Below are 12,457 nucleotides of genomic sequence, written 5' to 3'. Positions count from 1 at the left end.
TATGATAGAGAACAGAAGAATGCGGGCTGCACTGGCTGCGGCAGCAACGAACTGTGTCATCTTCGACCTGGAAGGCATCCGTATGCAGTATGACTCACTGCGGAGTGAGCTGCCTGGAGTTGAGATCCGCTTTGCTTTAAAGTCCTGCCCTGTGGACGAAGTTCTTGCTGCTCTCGCAGAGAGGGGCGCCGGCTTCGATGCCGCCAGTCTCAATGAGATTCAACAGGCGCTTCGGACGGGTGTGCCCGTGGAGAGGGTGCACTTTGGAAACACGATCAAGTCGAATCAGCAGATTGCTGAGGCCTCCCGCCTCGGCATACGGGACTTTGCTACCGACAGTCTTGAAGACGTGGAAGCAATAGCCGAATATGCTGCCGGGGCCAGCGTCTTCTGCCGCCTCTCCACCGATGGGGACGGCGCTTTGTGGGGACTGAGCCGGAAGTTCGGATGTTCAGGAACCGACGCTCTGGCGATCCTGCAAAGGGCTGAGTCCAGAGGGCTGAATGCCGCCGGGCTCTCAGTGCACGTCGGATCACAGCAAATGAAGGCAAAAGGCTGGCAAAAGGCCCTCAGTGCCATGGCTGAAACAGTGTGCAGCCTGCGCGCAAAAGGTATTATACTGAACTACATAAACCTCGGCGGCGGCCTGCCGGCATTGGGCTATACCGACCGGAGCGGAAGATCCCTTGTGCCGCCGCTGAACGACATCTTCGCCGCTATTCGCACCGGTATGAAGGAAATCAAGCGAGCTGCGGGAAAAGATCTGCACTTTATCATCGAGCCGGGCCGCTATCTTGTCGCAGACCAGGGTGCCATCAAGGCGCAGGTAATCCGTATGACAACCAGGCAGCTGCCGAATGGTGAGCGCCAATATTGGCTGTACATAAGCTGCGGTAAATTCAGCGGTCTCTATGAGACCGACGCACTGCAATTCAGGCTGGTTTTTCCCTCTAATGCCGCCGCCGAATATGTGCCGGCCATGATCGCAGGTCCGACGTGCGATAGCGATGACGTATTCCCGCATGAAAACGGCCTCATTTACGTTCCCCGGGATCTCCAGTCGGGCGACCCTGTATGGATACTCTCGTGCGGAGCATACTCGATAAGTTACATGATGAAAGGCTTCAACGGTTTCGAGCCGCTGTTGACCACTACAGTGCAGCATAAGGAAAACAGTTGGCGTACCGGTACACGCTACCCTATGCGGCAGCTCTTGCCGGAATTTGAAACTCGACGCTTAAACGGAGGTTTAGAAAAATAAAGGTAAGGTACATAAAGAAAAGTGATTCAAACAAAGCTGACAAGGAGGGTTAACATGCTCGGATCTCACAGTCAATGGTTCAAGTCTCAGGTTTCTATTGGTGCGCTATTTTTCTTCCTGGGTTTCCAATATGCCACGTGGGGGTCGCGTCTTCCGGCCATCAAGGAGAATCTGGGCCTGGATGCGGCGCAAGTTGGCATGCTCCTTCTCGCCTGTGGTTTAGGTGCGGCGCTGTCCTTCCCTCTTGTGGCAATTATGATGAATAGACTGGGCTCCCGCCGGGTTATTTATTTGTCGGCTATTGTGCTCGGTGTGTTTCTGCCCGTGCTGGCATGGGTACCAAACTATCCCATAGCGATTTTCGCTATGTTCTGTGACGGAGTCGCATGTGCATTATTGAACGCAGCGATGAATGCTCAGGGGGCTGCGCTTGAAGTGAAGTCCCGGCAGAACACCATGTCGAAGCTGCATGCAACCTTCAGCTTCGGGTCCCTGTTCGCGGCCATGTTTTCGTCAGGCGTCATGCACTTTACGGCCAACCTTTCGACACATTTCATCGGAGCGCTCGTCGTCTTGCTTTTGCTCATGATCTTTACGAAGGGGGGACTGATCAGCGAAGACATTAAGGCTTCCAGGGAAGAAAGTACATGGTTCAGGCTGCCATCCCGGCTTACGTTGTGTATCGGCTTCGCTCTGTTCTTCGGCACAATTACAGAAGGCTCCATGAATGACTGGTCGGCCCTGTACCTGGTGGAGAATGCCGGGATGTCGGCCAAGATAGCGCCTATGGGCATAGCAGTCGTGTCAATAATGATGGTGCTGGCTCGCCTGTTTGCAGACGGTTGGCGCACACGCTGGGGCGATGGACGTGTCGTTATGTGGGGCGGCGTGCTGGCCGGTTTTGGACTGGCTTTCGCCCTGTTGCTGGGAGGAGCGGTCCCCGCTTTGACCGGGTTTGCGTGTGTTGGATTGGGTATGGCGGCTGTGACTCCCTGCATCTATGTCGCAGCCGCAAAAAAAGGTCCGGACACGTTGACATTGGTTGCATCGATGGGAGAGACCGGTCTCCTGGCAGGTCCGCCGGTGATTGGATTAATTTCAAATGTCGGCAGTCTGGTTTGGGGAATGGGCTTCGTCGCCTTGTCGGCCGGTCTTGTCTCTCTTTTTGCGACCCGGATTCACTGGTCGAGCAGCAAGGACTCTGAACCCAAGATATAACTGTCAGCCGCTTCATCAGCCGCTTCAGTAGAAACAGTACGTATCGAGGTAAAATGAATATGTATGGAGGTAAAATGAAAATGACCAGAATCGAACATCCCAGCGTCAGTTTCGAAGTGACAGCGCACTGTAACCTGAAGTGCGCACATTGTGATCACGCATCCCCCTGGATGCAAAAGAAGTTTCTGTCCGTGCCCCAGTTTATGAGAGATGTCGAGCGTTTGGCGCCGGTCTTCCATGCTGATGAGATCCGGTTTGCCGGCGGCGAGCCACTTCAGCATGCGGATCTGGCCCAGATCCTTCAGATCGCGCGCAGAAGCGGTGTGGCAGACGGCATCGTAATCCTGACAAACGGCCTCCTCCTCAACAAGATCTCAGATGAGGTATTCGATCTTACGGACTGTATGGTGGTGAGCCTCTATCTGGGTGTCCGGCTGCCGTTCGACCTTGCCGAAATGGAAGCCCGGGCCGGGGACCATGGGACGAAAATCGTCTACGACCGCGTTACAGGGTTTCGGCAGATGCTGGTCAACAACCGGATCGAAAACGACCAGGCCGTGGATACGGTTTTTCGCTCCTGCTTCTCTGCCGTAAACTGCCACACCGTTTACGAGGGAAAGTATTTCCGCTGCTCCCGCAGTAATTCTCTTTCGAAGAGGATGAGTCTCGCCGGGCGAAGTGTGAATGAGCCGGTGGAATATGTGGATCTCTTTGAAAGCCGGGACCTTGAGGCCGATCTGAGGCGCTACATCGGTGAATCCACACCTCTAGAGGCATGCCGGTACTGTTTGGGCAACATTGGCCAGCGGGTACCTGCGAAGCAGCTCACTAAAGCTGAAATCCGGCAGGAGATGGCGGCACACCATGAAAACCCGGAAGAGCTGCTGGACCAGGACATCGATTTTGCATCAGTGGAAACACCTCCTCCGTTGGCGACGGGTTGGTGGCGTCTTGACTACGACATCAAACAGCAGGAACATGCGAAGCAAAACAAAGACGCAGTATTCATAACGCCGGAGCAGTTTGTTAAGGAGAGTCTTTAAAATGTGGCTCCTTACACCCGGTGGAAGAGTTTGTGTCACCGGAGGCAATGTATTTCTGAATGTGATTCTTTTTTAAATCATGTGAAGGACAAATAAATCCAGCGACTATAGGCAGTTACAAAAATATTTTGATATTGCATTTTCAGATTTATCAGAGAAACAGATGAGAGTTTTACTTTGTTGCAAATAATTTAATATTATCTCTGGGAAATAACAGATTTACCTAAAGCCGTGTTCTTTAGAGGAGTCAACATGGTTCTTAGAGAGAAATGCATTGTGATATGCTATAATTAATAATTAGTGATTTATTATTAACCATAAACTTTTGAAGGGATCAGTATGATTTAAACAAGGAGTCCCTATGAATAAGATAATAAACGAACCATGGATTAAGCAAAGAAGCATGAAAGATACCATTAATTTTTTGATATTCTTTCATGCTTATATTATACGAAATTATTTACAGCCCTTTTATAGGGGTATTACCTATTTCCATAATGCCAACTGAGCCTTATAGTTTTTGGTATATAGATCTTCAACTACGTTAGCCTTATTGGCAGCCAGTTCACCAAGCATTTTTTGGTATTCTGTATCCACTTCTGCCGATGACTTGGCATATACCATTTTTGAAAAACCGGAATCCATAATATCCTTCAATTTCTGTTCAATTAATGCTTCCTGAGTGCCGCCCGCAGGACCTATATTGTCATAGGGGGCGGTATCCCAGGTGGAATTTGCCATGGATATACGGGCATGCTGGGTGATCTTGTCAACATCGTATTTGGTAACCAGGTCATAGGGAGTGCCGTCGGAACCGTAACCGTTCTTTATAAACCATGACCATTTGCGGATACCGGTACTCTTGGAATACTCGGCCCAATTATCCTTGAATCCGGGGATAATTTCAGGCTTGGGTGTATGCTTTCCGTTAACCATATCCCAGTGTACGCCTTCAACGCCCCACATTAACAAGTATTGTCCTTCCTCACTGGCCAGATAATTAAACAGCTTGATTGTTTCCTCGGGATGCTTGTTCTTTACTGTGATGCCTATTGCATCCCAGCCAAGTGAACTGCGAGGGCTGAAAGTGGTTTTGCTGGGATCTATTCCGGGAGCGACGACCTTAAACATATAGAACTGCTTGTTTGTGTCTTTTCCTTCATCTTCCAGGAATATTCCGTTGACATCACTGGGCAGTCCGCCGTTGGAGGCGAGAACCTGGCCGCTGCTCAGCTTTTGTTTAAAGATATCCTCTTTATTTACGGCCCATTCTTTATCAAGCAAGCCTTTAAGATACAACTGGTTGATAAACTTAACCATTTCAAGATAATGTGGGTCGCGGACGCTCAGAAGTATCTTGTCGCCGTCTTCATAATAAGTTTTCATACCGTACATGCCGCGGAAGGTACTCATAACTGTTTCCATATACTCACCGTTAATAGTGAATGGAATGGCAGGTTTACCGGCAGTTGAATATTTTTCTTTAAAGTCGGTAAGAATCTTTATGAATTCGTCTTGTGTGAAATAGTCGCCTTTGGCAGCCTTTTCGCCATATCCCAATTCCTCCAGTAGATCCATGCGCATATTGATACCGCGGTCGGGATCAGGGTCAATTCCATACCAGTTGTTGAGATAATAGTTCTTCCCGTCAGTATAACGGCTCTTTGTGAGTACATCTCCATACATCTTAGTTATATCGGGCCCGAACTTATTAATCAGGTCATTCAGCTGCACCAGTGCACCGGCAGCTATATACTTTTTAACGGTATCACTTCTTCTGTCCATAAGCACAACATCCGGCAAATCTCCGCTGGTCAGCATGAGGCTCAGCTTTTCCTCCGGATTACCGGTAGGCTGCTGTATCTCAATATTGATGCCGGTTTTCTCAGTAATCTTTTTTGCTACGGGGTTGTCAAAAGCATCGCTTGTGTTCTTGTCAAAGAAGGTCAGTGTAATTGGTTCGGTGGAAAGCGGTGTTGTGCTTTCTGATGTATTTGAGGTACCTGTGGCAGTATCGGCAGTTTGCTGAGACGTACCACAGGAGGTCAGTACAAATAGTAGGGTCACGGCAAATGTACAGATTAATAAAAGCTTACGTTTCATAATATTACCTCCATTTTTTATTTTTAGCGGGTTACCACCTGCCTGTTAACTTATTTTGCATTTAAGAACATGGCAGGGGGTAAAAATTCCTTATTTAAAGCCATGAGCTCATCACACATTTTTACGATGTCATCAATGCTTAACTCAGCCGATGTGTGAGGATCCAGCATTGCGGCATGATAAACATGCTCCCGTTTTCCTGTCAAAGCAGCTTCTATTGTGAGCAGTTGCATATTTATGTTAGTCCGGTTGAGTGCTGCACATTGTTCAGGCAGTGGACCAAAATAAGTTGGTTGAATTCCATTTGCATTAACCAGGCATGGTACCTCTACACAGGCCTTATCAGGTAAGTTGGGAATAAATCTGCCTGTATTTAGCACGTTGCCGGCAATTTCAAAAGGAATGTTTGTTTCCATAGATTCCATGATATACGAAGCATATTCATGACTTCTTGTATGAGTCAGACTTTTATTGTTAATCAGCTGATCAACCTCTGCCCAATATTCTGCCTTTCCATTACCCCAGTTCTTGTAACCGTTGGTGGGGAGGTGGTAGCGTTCTTTGAGCTGCGGATATGCACGCTTATGGTAATAGGGCACGTATTCCGAACCATGAGAACTGGATTCGGTCACAAAATAACCGAACATTTTCATAAATTCATATCGTACCAAATCATTATGATCATCTGTACGGGCAAAAGCCTTCTGCTTGATTTCGGGATAGATATCCGCACCATTCCGGCAGATTTCCAGTAACCATGCCTGATGATTAATTCCGCCAATGCGCCAGGTCACACCGTCAAGCGGCATTCCCAATCCTTCGAGCAGTTCCCTGGCACAACTTTGCACACTATGGCACAATCCCACGCATTTCACACTCGTTGCCTGCTGTACCGCACCTGCAACAATAGCCATGGGATTGGTGTAATTAAGAAGCCATGCATTGGGACACACGGCCTCCATATCTTTTGCAATATCCAGCATAACAGGTATTGTTCTGAGGCCCCGGAATAGTCCTCCAATACCCAGAGTATCAGCTACAGTCTGCTCCAAGCCGTACTTCTGCGGAATTTCAAAATCAGCGATAATATACGGGTCATATGCACCGACAGCTATTGCGTTGATGACGTAATCCGCGCCTCGCAGGGCATCCAATCTGTTGGTGCACGCCTCAATGCGCGCATGGTTTCCAAGGCTTTCATTAAGGTTAAGCATCAGCCGTTCGGACTGTTGCAGTTTTTGCTGGTCAATATCAAACAGCTTAACGTGTGCATCAGCCAGTGCGGGTGTCTGCAGACAATCGCCGATTACGTTTTTGACGAATATTGAGCTTCCTGCACCGATAAAAGTAATAGTGGGCATTATTTTGTTATCCTCCTTTTATTTAAATCATACTTTGGGTAGTTTTTATGTAACCGTCATCCCTTGATTGCACCTATCATCATGCCCTTTATAAAATATTTCTGTAAAAACGGATAGACTATGATTATAGGAAGCGTCGCAACGACGGTTACAGTCATACGGATAGTTTCACTTGATACAGGAATCCTCTTGGCACCTGCCGCAAGCTGCTGGGCATCAGACAGCATATTTCCCGTCTGATATTGGTTAAGGATTCGCACTAATACAGCCGAAAGAGTGACTAATTGTTTTTTGTTGGTGTAAATATAGGAGTCATACCAGGAATTCCAATGGTTGATTGCAGAAAACAGGGTAATGGTTGCTAATACCGGTATGCACAGGGGGAGAACGATCCTGAGAAAAATCAGTAAATCATTAGCGCCATCCAACCTGGCAGATTCCTCGAGTTCAGGGGGTAAGCCCTCCATATAAGTACGCACCAGAAGCATCCAGAAGACATTGACCAGTCCCGGCAGTATAAATACCCAGAAATTATCGGTCAGATGCAATGACTTGATTACCATATAGGATGGGATTAGTCCACCGCTGAAATACATGGTAAAGATAAAGAATAACGTAAGTGGCTTTCTTCCGGGCATGCTTTTTTTACTTAACCCATATGCCAATAAAGCAATATTAAGTAATGTAAGAGGAACACCTGTCAGAGTTCTCAGTATGGTAACTTTAGCAGCGGCAAAGATCTCCTCATTGTGAAACACTGTTATATAGCTTTCAAAAGTAAAGTGCCTTGGCCATAGCATAATGCCACCACGAAGGGAGTCCCCGGCCTCATTCAGAGAAAGTACGAATATATTCCAAAACGGGAAGAAAGTCACCACAAACAGTATTGTAAGCATCAGGTAAACAAATACTTTACCTGTGATATTCGGAATTTTGTTTTTCATATACATAAATATCCCCCATAAAGTTCTGTTCAGCATGTATTATTAGAACAGATGACTGGTCTCAAATTTCTTGGCAATCCTGTTTACGGTAATAACCAGGATAAAGGCAACTGCTGATTTAAATAGTCCTACGGCTGTTGCATATGAGTACATGTTGTTTTGAATTCCATAGCGGAAGCTATAGGTGTCTATTACATCCGAAAAATCCCGGGTCATGCTGTTACCTAAAAGAAAATATTGGTCAAACCCGGTATTGAGAAGATTCCCCACATTGAGGATTAAAAGTATCACCATGGTAGGCTTAATAGCAGGAAGCAAAATATTCCAGATCTGCCGCAGACGTCCTGCACCATCCACCGACGCAGACTCAAATAATTCCGGATTTATAGCGCTGATCGCCGCAAGATAAATGATGGCGTTATAGCCCATATCTTTCCAAGTATTGGAGGCGGCAATTACCCACCAGAAATATTTGCCTTCCTGTAAAAACAAAATGCTTTCGCGGGTTATGCCCAGATCCATGAGAAGCTGATTAATGGCTCCGTTCGAGGATAATAATGTAACAATTATATTTGAGGCAATTACCCACGAAACAAAATATGGCAGGTAGGAGGATGTCTGCACTAATTTTTTGAATGAAAGGTTTTTACATTCATTGAGCAATATGGCAATGAAAATAGGAACCAGGAAACCTATTGTCAGTGTCAGTGCACTTGAAGCTAAAGTGTTACGCATGACTCTGATGAAATCCTGACCTGAGAAAAAGAATTCGAACCACCGCAGGCCTACAAACTTGCTATGAAAAAGAGAAGACCAAAAGTTGCCCATTTGCGGAGTGTACTCCACAAATGCCATATACAGCCCGGCGAGAGGTCCGTATGAAAATAGCAGTACTCCTATAAAGCTAGGTACAATCATTAAATAGTAATATTTGTGTTGCCAGATTTTACGCCGTAATGGTGTATTTGGTGTATTTATAGTAAGCCACTCCTTTCGGAACAATCTTTAAGATTTATTTAAAGATTAGCAGTGTTTTTTTAATATAACAATAACGTGTTTTAACGATTTGTACCTCAATCAAACACATGAGTAAAACAGGTTATTGACATAAAAATCAGCGAACTATATAATTGGCACAAGCATAAACGGAAAATTTTTGTGCAATATGCATTACAAGAAAAGACGTTATGTTCAGGGGGTGCATTATGTACAGTGTCGTACTTGTAGATGATGAATATTTGGAGCTTGAGCTGCTGGAAAGACAGGTACAGTGGGAATCACTGGGGTTTACGGTTGTTGCTGCTGCAAAGAATGGACGTGAAGGTCTGGAAATGGTTGAGCGGTTTCGTCCGGATGTACTTATTACTGATGTAAAAATGCCATTTATGGATGGTATAGCACTTGCTCAGCAGGTATACAAATATTATCCGGAAACACGTATCATTTTTTTAAGCGGGTACAATCAATTTGAGTATCTAAAGGCTGCATTTCATGTAGAGGCTGTTGATTATCTGCTAAAGCCGGTGGATATTGACGAATTGCATACCCTCATGAGAGTGGTAAAAAGTAAATGTGATGCAGAGAATCAGAAGAAATCCAACGATATTACCATAGCAATAGAACAGGTACGTGAAATATTGGTTTTGAATTCAGAGGATAACTGGAACAAAAAAGCCGATGAATTCCGCCAGCTATTTAATGTATTCTTCAGCACTGAAAAACAGAATACCGATTACTGCATTGCACTGGTTACTGTTGATGAAATATCATATATAACTAAATATCAAGATACCTGTATTTTTACTATAAATGATTTTCGAATGCTTTTTTCGGAATTGGTTGAGAAGCTTAATGCCATCTTCATCACCGTAAAGGAAGGTGTGTATTTGCTTATTTCATATCTGCAGCCCTGGGAGGTGATACATGACTGGAAAAAGAGAAATGAGGATGTACAGGAATACATTACAATATGTTTTTTGGAAAAACCTGTTCATGTATCCCGAATTCAGAGTGAATACAGCCGTTTATGCCAACTTAGAGACTGGCATGTTCATCATATAGGTACAGGTCATATAAAGTCGGCAGATGAAATAGAACAGGTCATAGCTTATAAAAAAAGCGCTGCTGTGCGTATGGCAGGTACATTAGACAGAGGACTTTTATTGCAGTTTATGCAGCGCGGTGAATCAGCTGGAATCAGCGAGTGGCTGGCAGCTTTTTTTAATGTTGAAGTTGAAGGCAATATATATAATCGTACTTTTGAGTTGCTGGACTATATTTATACTGTTTTTGTATCCCCAAATAAAGCGCTGGTCAATTATATGGAGGATAAACCAAAACTGTTCAGGCACCTTACACATATTGAAAGTATCAGTCTGCTTCAGGATGTAACACAGACACAGATTCTGAAGCTTGTGAATGAGATAGTGAACAAGGCGGAAGCTGATCCCTGCCAGAATATCATAAACAGCGTGCAGCGTTATGTGGAAGCACATTATCACGAACAATTTACAGTTGAAGGTCTTGGTGAATATCTGAATTATTCTCCAAACTATATACGTTCTATTTTTAAAAAATATACAGGTGAAACCTTACTGGAATATATAACTAATTTACGCATGGAACGTGCCACTCAAATGCTGCAAAACACTATCGAACGGATAAGAAATATTTCTCTGGGAGTAGGATATTCAAATCCATCATATTTCTGTTCGCAATTCTTTAAAAGGTACGGGATTACACCGCAGCAATACAGGAGCCGTATAAAAAAATGAAAAGGAAAATTATCAGATTTCTAAATCCGTTTATGAATATGCCCATGATGGGCAAACTGATTCTGATGCTTGTGGCTGGAATTCTCCCCCTGCTGATTACCTCGATTTATTCTTACACCAATACGAAAAAAATATTGATTAGCCAGACATACCAGAGTGTAAAGAATATGAACATGCAAATCAGTTCCAATATTAACAAGAACCTCGAAACATACATGCAAATATCCTCCATTGTTTACACAGATACCAACTTGAAGTCGTATTTGACAAGGGATTATCAAGAGGACTATGATTTTGTAACTGCCTATCAGTATATAAATCGTCTGATGTACAGCCTGCTGGTGGCTAACAGTTCGGTATACAATATTTCATTGTATACACATAATCTTACAATCCCTACCGATGGTAAATTTGTTCATCACATTTCACCGGACACAAGTACAATTGCTTGGCTGGCTGACCCTTCGTCCTATGGAAATATCCTGTATAAGGGTACGTCTGTAAATACCAAGGGAGAAACTGTTTTTTCACTTGGCAGGGCACTTAATTTCAACAATCAAAACTATACGTATGCTTATCTGGTAATTGATATTCCTGAATATGTTCTCTACTCACAAATTGAAAATGAGTCCCGTCAAAAAGATATTTACATAACAGATGAGAATGGTGTAATCATATCCACTAAAAACAAGGAGCTGCTTTCTGCAAAACTTGAGGATGTTTTGGGAGTCCAAGTGTTTTCTGAACCGGATAATGTTTTACAGACGGCAACAGTTAATAACAAAAAGGTAATGATTGTTTATAATGACATGATTAACGGTTGGAGAACCGTAACTATAGTGCCGCTGAGCAGCATTTTGTCCGATGCTGCAAAGTCGTCCAATCAAATTGCAATGATTTCCATACTGTGTATTGTGATTTCAATTCTGCTGCTGCTATTGATTTCAAGACACTTCTCCCATAGATTGAAAGTGCTGAACAGACAAATATCAATGATTGTTGATAATAATTTTTCTTATCAGGCCAAAATTACCAGTACCGACGAAATGGGTCAGTTGTCAGCTTCAATCAACATAATGGCCAGAAGATTGGATGAGGCTATTAATGAAGCCTACAAAAAGGAGATTTTAAGGAAACGGGCCGAACTGCATCTGCTTCAAAGCCAAATCAATCCCCATTTTCTTTATAATACTCTGGCAGGTATATCCTCTTTGGCTTTTCGTGGTGACAGCAATGAAGTAGGTAAATTTATAAATCACCTGTCACAGTTTTATAAAATTTCACTTAATCAAGGCAAAGAATACATCAGCATCGGTGAGGAAGTAAAGATAACGAAGCATTATGTGGCACTGCAGAATATGCGTTTTAAAGATATGTTTCTTTTTCACTGGGATGTGGATGAGGCTGTTTGTGAAAATCAAACTTTGAAGCTGATGCTGCAGCCATTTATTGAAAATGCCGTAAATCATGCCATCAGAGATGATGACCAGCCGCTGAATGTTTATGTCCGTATTTTTCGAAATGACCAGGCTATCTTTTTTGAGGTGGAGGATGACGGGATTGGGATTCATGAGGAGGTACTGGAATCGATTTCCCGTCATGAACTGTCCGCAGGATATGGTATCAGCAATGTTGACAGCAGAATCAAGCTATCTTATGGTGAAGAGTACGGTGTCTCCATAACCAGCCTTTTAGGAAAAGGTACAAAAGTAACCATAGTTATTCCACTCCACAAAAAGTTATAAACTGTGTC

Annotated in this window: 9 protein-coding genes; 5 read left to right on the top strand and 4 right to left on the bottom strand. The window is 44.2% G+C overall.

What is annotated here, in order from left to right; all coding sequences use genetic code 11:
- Position 1 precedes the first annotated feature (1 nt).
- From CTER_RS08215 to CTER_RS08205, 3 genes are all read left to right on the top strand, one after another.
- A complete protein-coding gene (locus tag CTER_RS08215; protein ID WP_004624937.1) occupies positions 2-1,261 on the top strand; it encodes a type III PLP-dependent enzyme in 1,260 nt (419 codons plus the stop codon).
- A 54-nt stretch (positions 1,262-1,315) separates the two neighbouring features.
- On the top strand, positions 1,316-2,479 hold the full coding sequence (locus CTER_RS08210) for an MFS transporter (RefSeq protein ID WP_004624836.1): 1,164 nt from the start codon (positions 1,316-1,318) through the stop codon (positions 2,477-2,479).
- A 74-nt stretch (positions 2,480-2,553) separates the two neighbouring features.
- A complete protein-coding gene (locus tag CTER_RS08205) occupies positions 2,554-3,522 on the top strand; it encodes a radical SAM protein (RefSeq protein ID WP_040760546.1) in 969 nt (322 codons plus the stop codon).
- A gap of 486 nt (positions 3,523-4,008) precedes the next feature.
- On the opposite strand, the gene CTER_RS08200 is transcribed toward CTER_RS08205, so the two are convergent.
- The 4 genes from CTER_RS08200 to CTER_RS08185 are packed head-to-tail and all read right to left on the bottom strand — an operon-like array spanning position 4,009 to position 8,758.
- Complete coding sequence (locus CTER_RS08200) at positions 4,009-5,625, bottom strand: extracellular solute-binding protein (RefSeq protein ID WP_004624921.1); 1,617 nt, start codon at positions 5,623-5,625, stop codon at positions 4,009-4,011.
- A 50-nt stretch (positions 5,626-5,675) separates the two neighbouring features.
- Entirely contained in the window at positions 5,676-6,986 is a 1,311-nt protein-coding gene (gene melA / locus CTER_RS08195) for an alpha-glucosidase/alpha-galactosidase (protein WP_004624886.1), read from the bottom strand.
- Positions 6,987-7,042: 56 nt separating this feature from the next.
- On the bottom strand, positions 7,043-7,966 hold the full coding sequence (locus tag CTER_RS08190) for a carbohydrate ABC transporter permease (protein ID WP_278245906.1): 924 nt from the start codon (positions 7,964-7,966) through the stop codon (positions 7,043-7,045).
- A 6-nt stretch (positions 7,967-7,972) separates the two neighbouring features.
- Positions 7,973-8,758, bottom strand: coding sequence for an ABC transporter permease (locus CTER_RS08185; RefSeq protein WP_242834946.1), 786 nt, complete (start codon positions 8,756-8,758; stop codon positions 7,973-7,975).
- Between the two features lie 377 nt (positions 8,759-9,135).
- On the opposite strand from CTER_RS08185, the gene CTER_RS08180 reads away from it, so the two are divergent.
- Together CTER_RS08180 and CTER_RS08175 are read left to right on the top strand one after the other, a co-directional pair.
- Positions 9,136-10,704 (top strand): response regulator, encoded by a 1,569-nt coding sequence (locus tag CTER_RS08180; RefSeq protein WP_004624754.1) that lies wholly within the window; start codon positions 9,136-9,138, stop codon positions 10,702-10,704.
- Positions 10,701-12,449: a cache domain-containing sensor histidine kinase gene (locus tag CTER_RS08175; RefSeq protein ID WP_004625008.1), complete on the top strand. Its 1,749-nt coding sequence runs from the start codon at positions 10,701-10,703 to the stop codon at positions 12,447-12,449. The genes CTER_RS08180 and CTER_RS08175 overlap by 4 nt, the downstream gene beginning before the upstream one ends.
- The last annotated feature ends 8 nt before the right edge of the window (positions 12,450-12,457 follow it).

Source organism: Ruminiclostridium cellobioparum subsp. termitidis CT1112 (assembly GCF_000350485.1).
GTDB lineage: Bacteria > Bacillota > Clostridia > Acetivibrionales > DSM-1351 > Ruminiclostridium > Ruminiclostridium termitidis.
The sequence above is the reverse complement of the archived record's forward strand: the minus strand, read 5'-3'. Positions and strand labels throughout refer to the sequence as shown.